At 68.2% G+C, this 17451-nt stretch carries 19 protein-coding genes; 8 read left to right on the forward strand and 11 right to left on the reverse strand.

From position 1 onward, the window contains the following. The first annotated feature begins 2 nt into the window (after positions 1-2). The 5 genes from gcvH (at position 3) to MJ601_RS07625 (ending at position 5040) form a co-directional block, all read left to right on the forward strand. Positions 3-374 carry a glycine cleavage system protein GcvH gene (gene gcvH / locus MJ601_RS07605; protein WP_242124975.1) on the forward strand — a complete coding sequence of 124 codons (372 nt, stop codon included), beginning with the start codon at positions 3-5 and terminating at the stop codon, positions 372-374. 124 nt (positions 375-498) lie between these two features. Beyond that, positions 499-1857: an aminomethyl-transferring glycine dehydrogenase subunit GcvPA gene (gene gcvPA, locus MJ601_RS07610; protein ID WP_242124977.1), complete on the forward strand. Its 1359-nt coding sequence runs from the start codon at positions 499-501 to the stop codon at positions 1855-1857. Next, a complete protein-coding gene (gene gcvPB / locus MJ601_RS07615) occupies positions 1854-3425 on the forward strand; it encodes an aminomethyl-transferring glycine dehydrogenase subunit GcvPB (RefSeq protein WP_242124979.1) in 1572 nt (523 codons plus the stop codon). Before gcvPA ends, gcvPB begins: the two co-directional genes overlap by 4 nt. Continuing rightward, positions 3422-4066 carry a DUF938 domain-containing protein gene (locus MJ601_RS07620; RefSeq protein ID WP_242124981.1) on the forward strand — a complete coding sequence of 215 codons (645 nt, stop codon included), beginning with the start codon at positions 3422-3424 and terminating at the stop codon, positions 4064-4066. Before gcvPB ends, MJ601_RS07620 begins: the two co-directional genes overlap by 4 nt. Positions 4067-4161: 95 nt before the next feature. Then, a complete protein-coding gene (locus MJ601_RS07625) occupies positions 4162-5040 on the forward strand; it encodes a hypothetical protein (protein WP_242124983.1) in 879 nt (292 codons plus the stop codon). On the opposite strand, the gene MJ601_RS07630 is transcribed toward MJ601_RS07625, so the two are convergent. The 3 genes from MJ601_RS07630 to MJ601_RS07640 all read right to left on the reverse strand — a co-directional run bounded on the left by MJ601_RS07630 (position 4997) and on the right by MJ601_RS07640 (position 8679). After that, a complete protein-coding gene (locus MJ601_RS07630; RefSeq protein ID WP_242124985.1) occupies positions 4997-6988 on the reverse strand; it encodes an ATP-binding protein in 1992 nt (663 codons plus the stop codon). The genes MJ601_RS07625 and MJ601_RS07630 overlap by 44 nt on opposite strands. A gap of 122 nt (positions 6989-7110) precedes the next feature. Further along, positions 7111-8328: a serine palmitoyltransferase gene (spt, locus tag MJ601_RS07635; RefSeq protein ID WP_242124987.1), complete on the reverse strand. Its 1218-nt coding sequence runs from the start codon at positions 8326-8328 to the stop codon at positions 7111-7113. 108 nt (positions 8329-8436) lie between these two features. Continuing rightward, the gene (locus MJ601_RS07640) at positions 8437-8679 is read right to left on the reverse strand and encodes an acyl carrier protein (protein WP_242124989.1); all 243 of its coding nucleotides are present in this window, start codon (positions 8677-8679) and stop codon (positions 8437-8439) included. A 115-nt stretch (positions 8680-8794) separates the two neighbouring features. Here MJ601_RS07640 and MJ601_RS07645 point away from each other — a divergent pair, with 115 nt between their 5' ends. Then, positions 8795-9319 carry a Pycsar system effector family protein gene (locus MJ601_RS07645; protein ID WP_242124990.1) on the forward strand — a complete coding sequence of 175 codons (525 nt, stop codon included), beginning with the start codon at positions 8795-8797 and terminating at the stop codon, positions 9317-9319. Between the two features lie 11 nt (positions 9320-9330). Here MJ601_RS07645 and MJ601_RS07650 read toward each other — a convergent pair whose 3' ends face one another. Genes MJ601_RS07650 through MJ601_RS07665 form a run of 4 tightly spaced genes read right to left on the reverse strand, consistent with a single transcriptional unit; the run spans position 9331 to position 14018 of the window. Further along, entirely contained in the window at positions 9331-9609 is a 279-nt protein-coding gene (locus MJ601_RS07650; protein WP_242124992.1) for an ETC complex I subunit, read from the reverse strand. A gap of 60 nt (positions 9610-9669) precedes the next feature. Further along, positions 9670-12114, reverse strand: coding sequence for an ATP-dependent helicase HrpB (gene hrpB / locus MJ601_RS07655; RefSeq protein WP_242124994.1), 2445 nt, complete (start codon positions 12112-12114; stop codon positions 9670-9672). A 40-nt stretch (positions 12115-12154) separates the two neighbouring features. Beyond that, positions 12155-12934: a TSUP family transporter gene (locus MJ601_RS07660; protein ID WP_348635565.1), complete on the reverse strand. Its 780-nt coding sequence runs from the start codon at positions 12932-12934 to the stop codon at positions 12155-12157. A gap of 55 nt (positions 12935-12989) precedes the next feature. Continuing rightward, positions 12990-14018, reverse strand: coding sequence for a polyprenyl synthetase family protein (locus tag MJ601_RS07665; RefSeq protein ID WP_242124998.1), 1029 nt, complete (start codon positions 14016-14018; stop codon positions 12990-12992). 161 nt (positions 14019-14179) lie between these two features. Here MJ601_RS07665 and MJ601_RS07670 point away from each other — a divergent pair, with 161 nt between their 5' ends. Then, positions 14180-14464 (forward strand): chorismate mutase, encoded by a 285-nt coding sequence (locus tag MJ601_RS07670; protein WP_242125000.1) that lies wholly within the window; start codon positions 14180-14182, stop codon positions 14462-14464. Positions 14465-14466: 2 nt separating this feature from the next. On the opposite strand, the gene MJ601_RS07675 is transcribed toward MJ601_RS07670, so the two are convergent. From MJ601_RS07675 to MJ601_RS07690, 4 genes are read right to left on the reverse strand one after another with little or no spacing between them, the layout of a single operon-like run. Further along, positions 14467-15363, reverse strand: a complete 897-nt coding sequence (locus tag MJ601_RS07675; RefSeq protein WP_242125002.1) for a DMT family transporter — start codon at positions 15361-15363, stop codon at positions 14467-14469. A 49-nt stretch (positions 15364-15412) separates the two neighbouring features. After that, positions 15413-16060, reverse strand: a complete 648-nt coding sequence (locus tag MJ601_RS07680) for a heme exporter protein CcmB (protein WP_242125004.1) — start codon at positions 16058-16060, stop codon at positions 15413-15415. Further along, positions 16057-16665: a heme ABC exporter ATP-binding protein CcmA gene (gene ccmA, locus MJ601_RS07685; RefSeq protein WP_242125007.1), complete on the reverse strand. Its 609-nt coding sequence runs from the start codon at positions 16663-16665 to the stop codon at positions 16057-16059. The genes MJ601_RS07680 and ccmA overlap by 4 nt, the downstream gene beginning before the upstream one ends. Continuing rightward, positions 16662-17087 (reverse strand): metallopeptidase family protein, encoded by a 426-nt coding sequence (locus MJ601_RS07690; RefSeq protein ID WP_242125009.1) that lies wholly within the window; start codon positions 17085-17087, stop codon positions 16662-16664. Before MJ601_RS07690 ends, ccmA begins: the two co-directional genes overlap by 4 nt. A gap of 75 nt (positions 17088-17162) precedes the next feature. Here MJ601_RS07690 and MJ601_RS07695 point away from each other — a divergent pair, with 75 nt between their 5' ends. After that, positions 17163-17450: a 4a-hydroxytetrahydrobiopterin dehydratase gene (locus MJ601_RS07695; RefSeq protein WP_242125011.1), complete on the forward strand. Its 288-nt coding sequence runs from the start codon at positions 17163-17165 to the stop codon at positions 17448-17450. Position 17451: the final 1 nt, after the last annotated feature.

Below are 17451 nucleotides of genomic sequence, written 5' to 3' on the forward strand. Positions count from 1 at the left end.
GTATGAGCCGTTATTTCACCGACGAACATGAATGGATCGATGTCGAGGGCGAAATCGCCACCGTCGGCATCACCGACTATGCGCAGGAGCAGCTGGGCGACATCGTGTTCGTCGAACTGCCCGCCGAGGGGACCAGCTTCGAAAAGGGCGACGACGCCGCCGTCGTGGAATCGGTCAAGGCCGCTTCCGACGTCTATGCGCCGATCTCCGGCGAAGTGATCGAAACCAACGGCGCGCTGGAGGACGAACCCGCGCTGGTGAACAGCGATGCGGAGGAAGACGGCTGGTTCTTCAAGCTGCGCATCGCCGACGCCAGCGAGCTGGACGGCCTGATGAACGAGGCCGCCTACAAGAAGTTCGTGGCCGCGCTCTAAGCAACAAATAGCCCCTCCCTTTCAGGGAGGGGTTGGGGTGGGGAACCGCCCCAGGCGCCGCGTCCGGCGGTCAGTCCCCACCCCCGGCCCCTCCCCTTGAAAGGGGAGAGGAGAAGGAGTCAGAATGCGCTACCTACCCCTTACCGACGCCGACCGGCAGGACATGCTGTCCGTCATCGGCGCGTCGTCGGTCGACGACCTGTTCGTGGACGTCCCCGCCGAGGCCGGCCTGTCCGGCAAGATCGCCGGCCTGCCCGATCATGCCAGCGAACTGGCGGTCGAGCGTCACATGGCGGCTCTGGCGCGGAAAAACCTGTCGGCAGGGGAAGCGCCCTTCTTCCTGGGCGCGGGCGCCTACAGGCATCATGTTCCCGCCAGCGTCGATCATCTGATCCAGCGCGGCGAGTTCCTGACCGCCTACACCCCCTATCAGCCGGAAATCGCGCAGGGCACGCTGCAGGTGCTGTTCGAATTCCAGACCCAGGTCGCGCGCCTGCTCGGCTGCGACGTCGCCAATGCGTCCATGTATGACGGCTCGACCGCCTGCTGGGAAGCGATCGGCATGGCCCGCCGCATCACCAGGCGGGGCAAGGCGATCCTCTCCTCCGGCCTGCATCCCCATTATGTCTCGGTCGCCAACACCATGGCGAAGTTCACCGGCGACGCGCTGGTGCATGCGGCGCCGACGCTCGACGCCGCCACCGACATCGATGCGCTGATCGCCGGGATCGACAAGGATACGAGTTGCGTCGTCGTCCAATATCCCGATATTCTGGGCCGCATCGCCGACCTCACCCCGCTCGCCGACGCCGCCCATGCGGCTGGCGCGCTGCTGGTGGCGGTCGTCACCGAGCCGGTCGCGCTGGGCGCGATACAGGCGCCGGGCCATATGGGCGCGGACATCGTCGTCGGCGAAGGCCAGTCGATCGGCGTCGGCCTCCAGTTCGGCGGGCCTTATCTGGGCCTCTTCGCGTGCAAGCAGAAATATGTCCGCCAGATGCCCGGCCGCCTCTGCGGCGAGACGGTGGACGCGGCGGGCAAGCGCGGTTTCGTGCTGACCCTCTCCACCCGCGAGCAGCATATCCGGCGTGAGAAAGCCACGTCGAACATCTGCACCAACTCCGGCCTCTGCGCACTGGCGTTCAGCATCCACATGACGCTGCTGGGCGAAAGGGGCCTGCGCGAACTCGCCACCCTCAACCATGCGCTCACGGTCCAGGCCGCCGACCGTCTGGCGCAGGTTCCCGGCGTCAGGCTGCTCAACGACAGCTTCTTCAACGAATTCACGCTGGTCCTTTCGAAGGACGCGCGCGAAGTCGTCCGCAACCTCGCCGACAAGGGCGTGCTGGGCGGCGTTTCGCTCGGCCGCCTGTTCCCGGACGCGCCGGGGATCGGCAACGGCCTGGTCGTCGCCGTCACCGAAACCGTGACCGCCGAGGATATCGAAGCCTTTGCCAAGGCGCTTGAGGAGGAACTGGCATGACCATGCTGAAGGAAGGCCGCCCCACCGCGCCGCAAGCCGTCGCCGAAGCCGACGAGGCCCCCGTGACCGCCACCGGCAATCGCGCCCTGATGCTGGAGGAAGCGCTGATCTTCGAGATCGGATCGACGGACACCACCGGCGTCGATTTCGCGCAAGCGCCCCAGGTGGCCAGCCGCCTCGGCAGTCTCGCCCGTACCGGCAGCATCGGCCTGCCCGGCCTGTCGGAGCAGGAGACGGTGCGCCACTATACGCGTCTCAGCCGCCAGAATTACGCCATCGACCTGGGCCTGTTCCCGCTCGGCTCCTGCACGATGAAGCATAATCCGCGCCTTAACGAAAAGGTCGCGCGGATGCCCGGTTTCGCCGACCTCCACCCGCTTGCACCCCAATCGACGGTGCAGGGCGCGCTGGCGGTGATCCATGAACTGGCCGCCTGGCTGGTGACGCTGACCGGCATGCATTCGGTCGCGATGAGCCCCAAGGCGGGCGCGCATGGCGAGCTGTGCGGCCTGCTGGCGATCCGCGCCGCGCTCGAAGCCCGTGGCGACGCCCGCAGCGTCATCCTGGTGCCCGAAAGCGCGCACGGCACCAACCCCGCCACCGCCGCCTTCTGCGGCTACAAGGTGGAGGATATTCCCGCGACCCCGGACGGCCGTGTCGACCTCGAAGCGCTCAAGGCCCGCCTCGGCCCGGACGTCGCGGCGGTGATGATCACCAACCCCAATACCTGCGGCCTGTTCGAGCGCGACATGAAGACGATCTCCGACGCGGTCCATGCCGCCGGGGCCTTCGTCTATTGCGACGGCGCGAACTTCAACGCCATCGTCGGCCGGGTCCGCCCCGGCGACCTGGGCGTCGACGCCATGCACATCAACCTGCACAAGACCTTTTCCACGCCCCATGGCGGCGGCGGTCCCGGCTCCGGCCCGGTGGTGCTCAGCCAGGCGCTCGCCCCCTTCGCGCCGCTGCCCTTCGTCGAAAAGCAGGGCGACAGGTTCGTGCTGGTCGAGGAGGAAACGGCGGAGGACCATCACGCCCAGACCTTCGGCCGGATGGTCGCCTTCCATGGCCAGATGGGCATGTTCACCCGTGCCCTGACCTATATCCTCAGCCATGGCGCGGACGGCCTGCGCCAGGTCGCGAGCGACGCGGTGCTGAACGCCAACTATATCCTGCGCAGCCTGGACGATGTGCTGGACGCGCCCTTCGGCGGCAGCGGCCCCTGCATGCATGAGGCGCTGTTCAGCGACAAGGGGCTGGCCGAAGGCTTCACCACGCTCGACATCGCCAAGGGGCTGATCGACGAGGGCTTCCACCCGATGACCATGTATTTCCCGCTGGTCGTCCATGGCGCGATGCTGGTCGAACCGACCGAGACGGAAAGCAAGGCCGCGCTCGACCAGTTCATCCTGGCGCTGCGCAGCCTTGCCGAACGCGCCAAGGCGGGGGACGAGGCGCTCAAGGGCGCGCCCTATTTCGCCCCGCGCCGCCGCCTCGACGAGACGCTGGCCGCGCGCAAGCCGGTGCTCACCTGGACCGAACCGGCGCTGGCGCAGGCGGCCGAATGACGGGCCGGCCGGAACCGTGGGAAGCCGGTTCCGGTCCCGTCGCGGGGGGCAAGCGCCATGCCCCGGCGACCGGGCGCAACCGCGATGCCATTCTCGCGATTTTGCGCGGCGCGTTGCCATCTTCCGGCCTGGTGCTGGAGGTGGCGAGCGGCAGCGGCGAACATGCGGTCCATTTCGCCGCCGCCTTCCCGGGTCTCGACTGGCAGCCCAGCGATCCCGATCCCGCGGCGCTGGCCTCCATCGCCGCCTGGCGGGAAGAGGCGGGGCTCGCCAATCTCCACCCGCCGATCCGGCTCGATGCCGAAGCGCCCTGGCCGGTGGAACGCGCCGACGCGATCCTCTGCATCAACATGGTCCATATATCGCCCTGGGCCGCGACGCTTGGCCTGCTGCGGGGAGCGGGGGCGTGCCTGCCGCCCGGTGGCCTGCTTTATCTCTACGGCCCCTATCTGCGGGACGGGGTGGCGACGGCGCCCAGCAATCTCGCCTTCGATGCGTCGCTCAGGGCGCGCGATCCGCAATGGGGCCTGCGCCGGATGGAAGATGTGATCGCCGCCGCCGATGCCCAAGGGCTGCGCCTCGACCGCCTGGCCGAAATGCCCGCCAACAACCTGTCGCTGCTTTTTCGCCGGCGGGATTGAAAGACGGCTGTGCTCCTGCGAAGGCGGGAGTCCAGATCAGATGGTCGAACCCACTCCCGCCTTCGCGGAAAATGGGGACCGCCGAAGCAGGACCGATGCCCAACACGCTCCTTTCCCTCGTCACCGCCGAACTCGCCGGTCCGGCCGATCCCCGCGCCGCCGCCATGGCCGGGGCGCTTGCCGCCCAATATCCCGGCGCCTCGCGGGCGGTGCTGTTCTACGGTTCCTGCCTGCGGGAAAAGAATCTCGACGGGCTGATGCTCGATTTCTACCTGATCGTGTCGGATTATCGCGCGGCTTACGGCAAGCGCTGGCTTGCGGCCGCCAATCGCCTCATCCCGCCCAATGTCTTCCCGTTCGAACATGGCGGTCTGATCGCCAAATATGCCGTGCTGTCGGAGGCCGACTTCGCCCGGTTGAACAGCCCGGCGGCGGACAATGTCTCGGTCTGGGCGCGCTTTGCCCAGCCCGCCCGGCTGCTCTGGGCGGCGGACGACCTGGCCCGGCAACGCGCGATCAGCGCCGTCGCCAGCGCCACGCCCACGCTGCTTTCGCTCGCCCGGCCCATGGCGGAGGGGGAGGGCGACGCGCTGACGCTGTGGAAAACCGGCTTTGCGCTCACCTACAATGCCGAACTCAGGGCCGAACGGAAGGGCCGGTCCCTCTCCATCGTCGATGCCGACCCCGACCGCTATCGCCGCTTCGGGCAGGCCGCGCTGGCCCAGGGCCTGCCGCCCCCGCCGCCGGATGCGCCCGCACGCTGGCGCCGGCTCCAGCGGCGCGGCAAATGGCTCTCCGTGATCCGGCTGGCCAAGGCCAGCTTCACCTATGCGGGCGGCATCGATTATCTGGCGTGGAAGATCAACCGCCACGCCGGAACGCAGATCGCGATCAAGCCCTGGCAGCGGCGCTGGCCGCTGGTCGGCGCGCTCACTCTGCTGCCGCGGCTGTTCCGGGGTGGTGCGATCCGCTGAGGGCGTGCGACAGGGCGTGCGACAGGGCCATCAGCGTATAGGGCTTGCGCAGCACCTCATGCCCGCCAAAGTCCGCGCTTTCCGCCGTGTCCCCGGCATAGCCGGTCACGAACAGCACCGGCACATGGGCATAGGCAGCGGGCAGGGTGCGGACCATCTCCGGCCCGGTCATGTCGGGCATCAGCACGTCGCTCACGATCAGGCCGATGTCGCGATGGCTCGTCAGCAATTTGGCCGCCTTGGACGGATGATCGCAGGCGACCGGCAGATGGCCCAGTTCCGCCAGCGCCGCCATCGTCTGGTTCAGCACGCGCGGGTCATCTTCCACCACCAATATGCGGGTGGGGGGATGCAGCACGGGTTCGGCCGATGGAAGATGCGCGTCCATCGCGGCTTCGCCCTCTTCGCCGATATGGCGCGGCAGGTAGATGTGGACGCTCGTACCCTTGCCCACTTCGGACTCGATCCGGATCTCGCCGTCGCTCTGGTGCACGAAGCCGAAAATCTGGCTGAGGCCCAGCCCGGTGCCCTTGCCGACCGGCTTGGTCGTGAAGAAAGGCTCGAACACGCGGGAGAGCACTTCGGGCGTCATGCCGCAGCCATTGTCGCAGACGGTCAGCATGACATATTCGCCCTCGGCGCATTCGCCGATCTCATGGGCGGCCAGATGCACCTGCCCGGTGCGAATGACCAGGCGGCCGGGGCCGTCCATCGCGTCGCGGGCGTTGACGCACAGGTTCAGGATGGCGTTTTCCATCTGATGCTGGTCGACGAAGATGCGCCAGCCCTTCGCTTCCTTTTCGAACGCCACGGTGATCTGGTCGCCGATCGACCGGTCGATCAGCTCGCCGATGCCGGACACCAGCAGATCGGGGTCGATCATGTTCGGCAGCAGCGGCTCGGACCGCGCAAAGGCGAGCAGGCGGCGGGTCAGCGCGGCGGCGCGATTGGCGCCCTCCATCGCATTGTCGAGATGACGGCTGGCCTCCTGCGGCTTCAGGCGCAGCTTGCGCTTGGCGAGTTCCAGCCCGCCGACTACCACTGCCAGCATATTGTTGAAATCGTGCGCGATCCCGCCGGTCAGCTGCCCCACCGCGTCCATCTTCTGCATCTGGCGCAGATTTTCCTCGGCGACGGCGCGCTCGGCGGTTTCCTTCTTCAACTGTTCATAGGCGTCCGACAGTTCGGCCGTGCGGCTTGCCACCGCTTCCTCCAGCCGGTCGGCGCGCTCGGCCTCATTGTCCGCCTGCCGCCGCGCGTTGCGCCGCTCGCTATAGGCGGCGTTGGCGAACCAGAGCGCGAACAGGACGCACACCAGCAGCACCAGCCCGAACAGTTGCGACGTCTTGCCGAACCAGGCGTTGCGGTCCCCGGCCAGCGACACCGCTTCGCTGCGTTCCTGCAAGCGCGCATTTTCCGCCTGGATGACATTGTCCAGCAGGGCCGTGATGCGCATCAGGTCGCGCGACTTGCCAGCCTGATGGAATTGCGCGAGCGCCCCCATCTTCTGGTCGTAGGTCGTGCGCAGCCCGATTTCGCTCAACGTCTTGCCGCGCTGCTCGAACGCCGCCTGCAACGCCAGCACATTGCCGCGCTGCCAGCCGGACTGGCGGGTGGTGTATGCCAGCGTCTTCAACTGGCTGGCGGCGGTCCGCCACTGGTCCTGGAACAGGCGGCCGGTGTCGGGATCGAGGCTGATCACATAGCGCGCTAGCGTCACTTCCGCCCGCGCCGTTTTCGCCTCGAACGCGCGGGCGAGGGCGATGATCTCCAGGCTGCGGCGCTGTTCGCTCAGCGCGCGCTCATGGTCCTGCGCGGCATGGCTGGCGCTGTAGAGCAAGGTGCCCAGCGACCCCACCAGCAATATGACCAGCACCAGGGGCAGGAAACGGCGTATCGCCGCGCGCCACCCCGTCGCCTGTTCGTCCATGAAAAACCCGTCCGACATCGGCAGTTACACTAGACGAACAACATTAAGCGAGAAATGACGCAGGTGGAAAGTTCCAATTTAATGGAGGAATCCGTCGCGTTAATGGCTCGCCCGGTCGCTCGGACGGGGTTAGGGAGCGATTAACCGATCGCTCCCGTCGCCCTGCCCGCTGCTTCGAACATGCCGATGATCTGCTCGACCTGTTCGTCGCTATGCTCGGCGCACAGCGAGCAGCGCAGCAGGAATATGCCCGCGGGCGTTGCCGGCGGACGCGCCATGTTGACGTAGAGGCCCAGCTCCAGCAGCGACTGCCACATCGCCACCGCCTGAGCCTGGTCGGTCAGGATGACGGCGATGATCGCGGACTGCGGCGTTTCCGTGCCCAGCCTGAAACCCAGGTCGGTCAGCCCCCTGTGCAGCCGCTGGCTGTTCTTCCACAGATGGGCGCGCTTCTCGCCCGCGTGCATCAGCTTGCGGATGCTGGTCGCGGCGGTGGCGACGACGCTGGGCGGCAGCGATGCGGTGAAGACATAGGGACGGCAGACGAGGCGCAGTACCTCGAACTTGGGATGGTTGGACACGCAGAAGCCGCCCACCGTGCCGACCGACTTGGAAAAGGTGCCGACCACGAAATCGACATCCTTCTCGACCCCCTGCTCCTCATAGACGCCCCGGCCATTGGGACCGAAAAAGCCCATGCCATGGGCTTCGTCGACCAGGATCATGCAATTGGGATGCTTGCGCACGGCGGCGACCATGTCGGGCAGGGGAGCGATGTCGCCCAGCATCGAATAGACGCCCTCCAGCACCACCAGCTTCAGCGCCTCGGCGGGCAGGCGGCCAAGGCGCTTGTCCAGATCCTCGACGCTGTTGTGGCGGAAGCGCACGATTTCCGCGTCGCCCAGGAAGCAGCCGTCATAGATGGAGGCATGGCTGTCCGCGTCCAGCACGACATAATCGCCCTTGCCCGCAAGGGTCGAGATCATGCCGAGGTTGGCCTGATAGCCGGTCGAAAAGACCATCGCGCCGCTGGTGCCGTAAAAGTCCCTGAGCGCGTCCTCGACTTCCTTGTGCCCCTGATAGGTGCCGTTCAGCACGCGGCTGCCGGTCGTGCCCGCGCCGAAATCGTCCAACGCCTTCTTGCCCGCCGCGACCACGTCCGGGTCGAAGGTCATGCCCATATAATTATAGGTGCCCAGCAGGATGGTGTCCTTGCCCTTGATCACCGCCTGGGTCGGTGACTTCACCTCGTCCATCACGATCGCGAAGGGGTCGCGCACGCCGGTCGCCAGCAGCGCCTCGCGCTCGGCGATCAGCGGATCGAATTTGGAAAACAGGTCGCGGGTTTCGGTCGTCATGTCAGCGTCCCAATAACGGCAAGGGCGATGGTCTGGGGCAAGGCCCGGCAGACGTTACGCGAACGGGCAGGCGCTGTCGCCTGCACCAGGAAAGAAAGTCGGGCGGCGTCAGCCCTTGAGCTTCGCCACCGCATCCACGAGCTGGCCGACGGTTTCGATCTCGGCCTGCATGTTCATGGTGATGATGATGTCGAATTCATCCTCGATCGCCGCCACGAAATCCATCACGGTCAGGCTGTCCCATTCCAGATCGCCCGCGAACGTGGTGGCCTCGCTCAGTTCCACGCCCTTTTTGTTGAAAGGCGTGATCTGGTTCACAACGCTGTCGAAAATCTGCTGGCGATCCGTCATTATCCGTGGTGCTTTCCGTGAAAGGGCGGCTTTTGCCCTCGATCGCCGCTCTTTGGCAAGGGAATAAGGCGGCAATCGGGCATGACTGTCGCCAAAAAGGGGAGGAGGGGGAAAGATGTCCGACGCCAGGATCGTTCCGGTGCCCAATGCCATCCATCTGCTGCGGACGGCGGTGCAGACCAACATGCAACTGAGCCAGATGGCCGATCAGAAGGCGAACATGCTGATCGGCGCGTCGATGGTCGTCTTCACCCTGTCGGTGGCGCAGTTGCGGTCGGGCCGGCTGATGATCCCGGTCGCGTTGCTGGCGGTCGGCGTCTTTCTCGCCGCGACCTGCGCGATCCTGGCCGTCCTGCCCAGCGTCAGCCGGCCGAAGGGGCCCGTGGAGGAGAGCGACAATCTGCTGTTCTTCGGCATCTTCACCAGTCTTGGCGAAGCCGAGTTCAGCGATCGGATGATGCGGCTAGTCGCGGATGAAGAGGCGCTGTGCCGCGCCATGCTGCGCGACATGTATCAGAACGGGCAGGTGCTTCAGCGGCGCAAATATCGCTATCTGGGCTATGCCTACCGCCTGTTCCTGACCGGCGTCACCGCCAGCTTCGTCGCGCTGGCCGCCGATCTGGCCCTGGGCTGGACGTAACGAAACCGGACCTAGCGGAAATTGTCCGCATAGGCCTGGATCTTCAGCGTCTTGGGCGCCGTCGGGATCACGCTGTAGGCAATGCCCTCCCGCTCAGCATAGGCGCGCGCCGCCTCTTCGGAGGAAAAGCTCAACCGGATCTGCTGCTTCATGTCGCCCGAACCGGCCCAGCCCGTCAGCGGATCGGGCTGCTTGGCTTCGGCGGGCGCATATTCCAGCACCCATTTATGGGTCAGCGCCTTGCCGGATTGCAGGGCGTTCTTCTGGATCTGATAGATGCGCGCGCTCATCGCGTGGAGGACTCCTGAAGGGGAATTTGGCGTTGCGTTGCACCAGAGGGCGCGCACAAGTCAAGGCTTGGCGCGGGGATCGGCGCGTTTCGTGCGCAAGGTGGCGTTGGCGCCCGCCGGATCGTCGGGCCAGGGATGCCTGGGATAGCGGCCGCGCATCTCCTTGGCGACGGCGCTCCAGCTCCCGGCCCAGAATCCGGGCAGGTCGCGCGTCGTCTGGATCGGCCGCCCCGCGGGCGAGGTCAGCGAAAGGACCAGCGGAATGCGCTGGCTGCCGACCACCGGATGATCGCCAAGGCCGAACAGCGCCTGCACCCGCAGCTCGACGCGCGGCCCACCTTCGGCGGCATAGTCGATCGCATGGGTGCTGCCCGCGGGCGAACGGAATTCCGGCGGGGCGAGCCGGTCGACCTGCTGCTTGCCGTCCCAGCCGATCAGGCCCTCGAGCACGCCGGAAAGCTGCGACCGGTCGATGTCGGACAGGCGCCGCCTGCCCTGCAGGAGCGAGGGCAGCCATTCGTCGAGCGTTTCCATCAGCGCCGTGTCCGACAGCGCATCCACCCCGGCAAATTCCGCGCGCATCCGCAGCGACCGGGCGGCGTCCGACCAGGGGAGCAGGTCCAGCCCGCCCTGGCGCACTCCGTCGACCAGGGCCGCGACCACCGCGTCCGGGTCGGGCCGGTCGTCGGAGCCGGAGGAGAGCCTGACCGCGCCCAGGCGGCGTTCGCGCAGGGCCTCTATTCCGCCATTGGCCGGCCTGAACCGCACGGTGCGATGCTCGGCGATCCGCGCGCCGAAAAGCTGCACCACCTCCGCCTCGCTGACCGGCGCTGCGGAGAGGATGCGCGCACCGGCGGCGCTGCCCTGCACCTCGCCGACCGCCAGCCATTCCTCGCGGGCCAGCGGACTGAGCGGGTCCAGCCGGAAGCCGCGCCCGCCGACGCTCGCCCAGTCGGCGCCTTCGGCCGACCGGCGCCTGGCCACCCGGTCGGGAAAGGCAAGGGCCAGGCACAGCCCGGTTTCATGCTCCGTCGCCATGCCCGGCCGGCCCGCCGGAACCAGCTTCGCCCACCGCCTTGCCATCGCCCGCGCGGCATCCGCGCGCTTCCCGCCTTCCCGCCGCCAGCGCGTCCGGCGCTGCGACAGGTCCGTGTCCTGTCCGCCCACGCCCCGCTCGCCCAGCAGCACGGCGACCTCCGCCGCGCTCTCCGCCAGGCCCATCTCCCCGGCCCGCACCAGCATATGGCCGATGCGCGGCTCCAGCGGCAGGCGCGCCAGCGCCTTGCCATGCGGGGTGATCCGCCCGTCCGCGTCCAGCGCCTCCAGCACCGTCAGCCGCCTGCGGGCCTCGCTCACGGCCGCCTCCGGGGGCGTGTCCAGCCATCGCAGACCTGCCGGATCGCTCACCCCCCACAGGGCGCAGTCCAGGATCAGGCTGGAAAGGTCGCTCTCCAATATCTCCGGCGGGTCGAAGGGGGGCATCCCGGCCGTCGCCGCCGCTTCCCACAGCCGGTAGGCGACGCCCGGCCGCTGCCGCGCCGCGCGCCCGGCGCGCTGGGTGGCCGCCGCCTGGCTGGCCCGCTCCGTCACCAGCCGAGTCACGCCCGCCGCCCGGTCGTAGCGCGGCCGCCGCGCCAGCCCGCTGTCGACCACGATCCGCACGCCGTCGATGGTGAGGCTGGTTTCCGCGATCGAGGTGGCCAGGATCACCTTTCTTCGCCCCTCGCGCGAAGGCCGGATCGCCGCCCGCTGCGCGCCGGGATCGAGCGATCCATGCAGCCTGTGGACTTCCACCCCCATGCCGTCCAGCCGCTCCGCGGTCCGCTCGATCTCCGCCACGCCGGGCAGGAAGGCGAGCAGGTCGCCCTCCGCTTCCTCGTCCAGCGCGCGGCGGATCGTCGCCGCCATCTCATCCTCGATCCGCCTTTCCGCCGCGCGTCCGACATGACGCAGCTCCAGCGGCTGGATGCGGCCCTCGCTCTCCACCAGCGGCGCGCCGTCGAGCAGCGCGGCAAACCGCGCCCCGTCCAGCGTCGCCGACATGGGCAGGATGCGCAGGTCCGGGCGCAATGCGGCCTGGGCATCGAGCGCCAGCGCCAGCCCGAAATCGCTGTCCAAACTGCGCTCATGCACTTCGTCGAATAGGACGGCGGATACGCCCGACAGCTCCGGATCGTCCTGGATGCGCCGGACGAAAATACCCTCGGTCAGCACCAGCAGCCGGGTCTTGGCCGACTGCCTGGAATCCATGCGCGTCGCATAGCCGACCGTGCCGCCCGGCTGCTCGCCCATCAGTTCGGCGATCCGTTCCGCCGCCGCGCGGGCCGCCAGCCGCCGGGGCGAAAGCAGCAGCACCTGCCCCCTGCACCAGGGTTCCTCCAACAGCGCGGGCGCCACCGCCGTCGTCTTGCCCGCGCCCGGCGGTGCCACCAGCACGGCGTTGCTGCCCTCGCGCAGATGGGCCAGCAGTTCGGGCAGCACGGCATGGATGGGCAGGGCGGTCATTCCCGTCCCTCTCGCGCCAATCGGCGTCCGACGCAATGGCTCAACCGAACAGCAGCGCGTGGATCGGGTTCTTGGGGTCCAGCAGCATCCTGGCGGTCAGCGCCAGCGACATGATGATCAGCAGCGGCCGGATCAACCGGCTGCCGAAGCGCATGGCGAGCCGCGATCCGATCTGCCCGCCGGTGATGCTGCCCACCGCCATGGCGAGGCCGACGATCCAGATGACATGGCCGCCCGCGATCAGGGTCAGCAGCCCGGCCATATTGCTGGCGAAATTGGCGGCCTTGGTCTGCGCCGTCGCGCGCACCAGCCCCAGCCCGCCCAGCGCGATGAAGATGCTGGTGTAGAAGGCGCCGGCTCCGGGTCCGAAAAAACCGTCATAAAAGCCGACGATGCCGATCGGCAGGCTGAGCGCGACGATCCCGATGCGCTGGTGCCGGTCCATTTCGCTGACCTTGGGCGAGAAGGTGAAATAGCCCGCCAGCGCCACCAGCAGCGCGGGCATCAGCCCCGCGAGGATGGAAGGGTCGACCCGCTGCAACAGCCATGCGCCGCCGATCGATCCCATGAACGCCGCGATGACCGGCCATTTATAGGCCCGCAAATCCATATGCCCGGCCCGCGCATAGGCGATGCAGGCGCCGAACGTGCCGAGCGCGCTTTGCAGCTTGTTGGTCGCGACCGCCGGGACCGGGGGAATCCCGGCGGCGAGCAGGGCGGGCAGGGCGATCAGCCCGCCGCCGCCCGCCATCGCGTCGATACAGCCCGCCATCAGCGCGGCCGCCATCAGGAAGGCAATGGTTTCAGGGGAGGGGATCATCATCGACCAGACGGGCTGAGCTTCGCCCGATCAAACGGACAGGACCGGAAAAGCCTCAATAAGCCCGCGCGATGGCGAATTCGACCGCCTCCGTCAGCGCCGCCTTGGCCTTGCCATTGTCGAACATGCCCAGCGCGTCGATCGCGCGCTGGCCATAATGGCGGGCGCGGGCCAGCGTGTCGGTAATCGCGCCGGTCCTGCGCAGCAGGCCGGTCGCATAGGCCAGGTCTTCGTCGCTCACCCGGTTGCCCGCGATCGCCGCCTTCCAGAAGGCGCGATCCTCGTCGCCTCCCCGCGCATAGGCCAGGATGACCGGCAGCGTGACCTTGCCGTCGCGGAAATCGTCGCCCGCATCCTTGCCCATGGTGGCGCCGTCCGACTCATAGTCGATGGCGTCGTCGATCAGCTGGAAGGCGATGCCCAGGTTGCGGCCGTAAACGTCCAGCGCCTGCTCCTCCGCCTCGTTGCGGTCGGCGACCACGGCGGAAATGCGGCAGGCGGCGGCGAACAGGGCAGCGGTCTTGGCACCGATGATGTCCAGATATTGTTCTTCGCTGGTGTCGATCTTGCGCTGGGCGGTGAGCTGGTTGACCTCGCCCTCCGCGATCACGGCGGAGGCGTTGGAGAGGATCTTCAGCACCTTGAGCGACTCCGCCTCGACCATCAGCTCGAAGGAGCGGGAGAAGAGGAAATCGCCCACCAGCACGCTGGCGCTGTTGCCCCAGATGATGTTGGCGGTCTTGCGGCCCCGGCGCAGCCCCGATCCGTCCACCACATCGTCATGCAGCAGGGTCGCGGTGTGGATGAACTCGACGGCGGCGGCCAGCTTGTAGTGGCGCGACCCCGCATAGCCGACCAGATCGGCGCAGGCGAGCGTCAGCATCGGCCGCATCCGCTTGCCGCCGCCCGCGATCAGATGGCCCGCCAGTTCGGGGATCAGCGGAATGCGCGACTGCATCCGGTCCAGGATGACGGCATTCACCTGGTTCATGCCGTCGGCGACCAGCGCCATCATGGGGGTGAGCGAAGGCGCGCTGCTGGCGCGGCCGATGGGATGGACATTGCCGGTGGCGGGTGCGGTCATGACAAGCGCCATGTGGCGGTGCAAAATGCTAAAGGCAAGCGGGAATAGCTTGCGCAAGGCCCCGGAAGCGGCAAAAAGCGCGAGAGTTTTGATCGACGCATCACCGGGAGCCTTGAAAGCGGTTCCCGCTTTTCGGGCGTGATGCTCCGCCGGAGGACATAGTGGACGAGACCCTGAAGCGCTATCGCGAGAGCATCGACAATATTGACGCGGCGCTTGTCTTCATGCTGGCCGAGCGGTTCAAGATCACCCAGGCCGTGGGCGAGCACAAGGCGACGCACGACCTGCCGCCCGCCGATCCGGGCCGGGAGGAGCGCCAGATCGCCCGCCTGCGCCAGCTTGCGACCGACGCCCATCTCGATCCCGACTTCACCGAGAAATTCCTGCGCTTCATCATCGACGAGGTGATCCGCCATCATGAAAGGCTGCGCGAAAGGCAGGCCTGACTTCAGGCCGGTTCGGATAATTCCTCTTCTCGCGAGGGCCGCGCCGACCGGCCCAGCATGACGCCGCCCAGCGCCAGCGCGAAACCGGCGATCTGCACCGGTCCCAGCCTCTCGCCGAACAGCAGCCACGCCTCGATCGCGGCCAGCGGCGGCACCAGCAGCAACAGCATCGACATGCGCGTCGGCCCCTGATGCCGCACCAGCCACACCAGCAGCGACAGTCCGCCCGCCGACAGCCCCAGCACGGACCAGCCGATCCCGATCCACAGGATCGGCGTGCCGTCCCATCGATATTCGCCCGCCAGCAGGGTCGCGGCCACGGCCACCAGCGCGCCGCCCGCATTCTGCACGGCGCCCGAAACGGCTATGCCGTCCCCGGCGATCGCGCCCCGCTGGACCAGCGTGCCGCCCGCCATCGCCAGCACCGCCACCATCCCGGCGATCGCGGGCAGCAGGCCGACCCCGGCCCCGCCCGAACGCTCGATCGCGGGCAGCAGCACGCAGCCCACGCCGACGATCGCGATGGCCAGGCCGCCCCACGCCCGTCCCGGCAGGCGATCCCCCAGCAGCAGGACGCTCGCCACCGCGACCATCAGCGGCTGGAGCGCCCCGATCAGCGCCATGATCCCGGCCGGCATGTCATGGCTCACCGCCCACCAGCTCAGGGTCAGGTAGACGCCGTGCAGCATCGCGCCCGCCGTCAGGTGCAGCCCCAGCCGACGGCCACGGGGCAAGCCCTGCCGGGCGCAGATCGCCGCGCCCGCCAGCAGCAACGTCGTCAGCGTCAGCCGTATCGCCAGCGCCAGCTCCGGCGCGGCATGCGGCACCACCGCCCGCGCGACGATGAAGCCGGTGGACCAGATCAGGACGAACAGCACTGAGGCAAGCAGGGCGATCATGCCGCGCCTTTGGCCGATGGACGCCCCATTGTCGATGCGCGGGGGAAAACTATTCCCGGCCCGCCCGGATCGCGGCTCCTCCGGCGATGGGCGTGATCGCCACCAGCAGCAGCGACGCCGCCCCCAGGAATTTGAGCGCCGCCCCGCTGCCGTCGCCCAGCGTCCCCGCGCCGAAGATCAGCAGGGGCACCGCCAGCGGCAGCGCCAGCAGCCCCGACAGCGCCCCGCTGGACCGCAGGCCAGCGGTCAGCGTCGCCACCAGCAGCCCCAGCGCCGCCAGCGCAGGCGTCCCGATCAGCAACCCCAGCTCCAGCAGCCCGATGGTCCCGCCGTCCAGCTTGAGCAGCGCCGCGGCCGGCAGGGTGGCGATCATCAACGCCGGGCCAAAGCCCGCCCAATGCGCGGCCAGCCGGGCCAGCACCACCATTTCCTCGCCGATCCCGCGCAGCGCGATCTGGTCCAGCACGCCCGCATCGCGGTCGGGCGCGACCAGTCGGTCCACCGGCAGTAGGCTGGCCAGCAACGCCGCGATCCACAGCATCCCGCCGCCCGTCCGCCGCAGCAGCGCCGCATCCGGCCCGACCGCGAAGGGATAGAGGCTGGCGACCAGCAGCAGGAAGGCGACCGGCAGCCACAATCCCGCCGACTGCAAGGCCTGCCGCAGATCGCGCGCCGCGAGGGTCAGCAACAGCCTCAAACGCCGTCCTCCGCCGCCGCCAGATAATCCGCCATCGCCAGCACCACCGGCGTCACCAGCGGCAATGGCTGGTGCGACGCGGCGATGACGATCCCGCCCCGCCCGATATGGCCCGCCACCGCCTCGCCCAGCAGCCCCAGCGCCGCATCGTCGAGGCCATTGCCCGGCTCGTCCAGCAGCCACACCGGCGCGCCCCCCGCGATCACCCGCGCCAGCGCCGCCCGCCTGCGCTGCCCGGTGGAGAGCATCCGCACCGGCACGTCCGCCAGCGGCTCCAGCGCCATCGCGGCCATCGCCCGGTCCAGCGCTTCGGGCGCCGCCCGGTCGAGCCGCGCCCAGAAGGCCAGCGCCGCCCGCAGGGGCTGTTCCATGTCCAGCGCCAGCCGCTCGTCGGCCAGCGCGACCCGGCCATGCCGCTCCACCGTCCCGGCGGCGGCGGGCAGCAGGCCCGCGCAAATCCGCATCAGGCTGGACTTGCCGATCCCGTTCGGCCCCTTCAGCAGGGCGCTGCCGCCCGGCTCCATCGCCAGGTCCACGCCCCGGAACAACAGCCGCCCGCCGCGCACGCAGGCGACGCCGGACAGGCGCAATCCCACCCGGCTCATAGGGTGACCATGTCCTCCAGCACATGCATGTCGAGGTCGGACAGGCCGAAATGATGGCCGATCTCATGCACCACCACATGGGTGATCAGCATGTCCAGCGGCACCCCGGTTTCCACCCATTCGTCCAGCAATGGGCGGCGGAACAGGTGCACGGTCGGCGGCTGGTCCCCGGTCTGCACCGGCTCGCCCACCGGCCGCCCGCTGTACAGGCCGGTCAGGCCGAAGGGATCGTCGATCTCCATCTCCTTCAATATCGCCGGGTCGGCGAATTCCTCGACGAACAGCAGGAGGTTGGAAAGATGGGCGCGGAACGGTTCCGGCAGCCGCGACAGCGCCTTGAGCGCCAGGGCTTCGATCTCCTCGCGCGTCGGCGCGAAGCGGGGCGGTTGACCGGCATCATCCATATTGGAGACATAAAGCATGTTCCGAATCGTCTGGAAACAGCCGAACCATCGGAAAATGGGTTAATCTCGACGGATCAGACAAGGAATTGAGCGATGATCGCGAAGCTGGGCGAGGAAGAACGGGCGCTGGCGCTGAAGGACCTGCCCGAATGGACCCCGGTCCAGGAACCGGAGGGCATACGCCGCCTGTTCACTTTCAAGGATTTCGTGGGCGCCTTCGGCTTCATGACGAAGGTCGCGCTGCTGGCGGAAAAGGCCGACCATCATCCCGAATGGTCGAACGTCTACAACCGGGTGGACATCGTCCTCACCACCCATGATGCGGGCGGGCTGTCCCGCCGCGACATCGATCTCGCCACGCAGATCGATGCCCTGCTGTAGC

The organism is Sphingobium trunci, from assembly GCF_022664535.1.
In the GTDB taxonomy this organism is placed as follows: domain Bacteria; phylum Pseudomonadota; class Alphaproteobacteria; order Sphingomonadales; family Sphingomonadaceae; genus Sphingobium.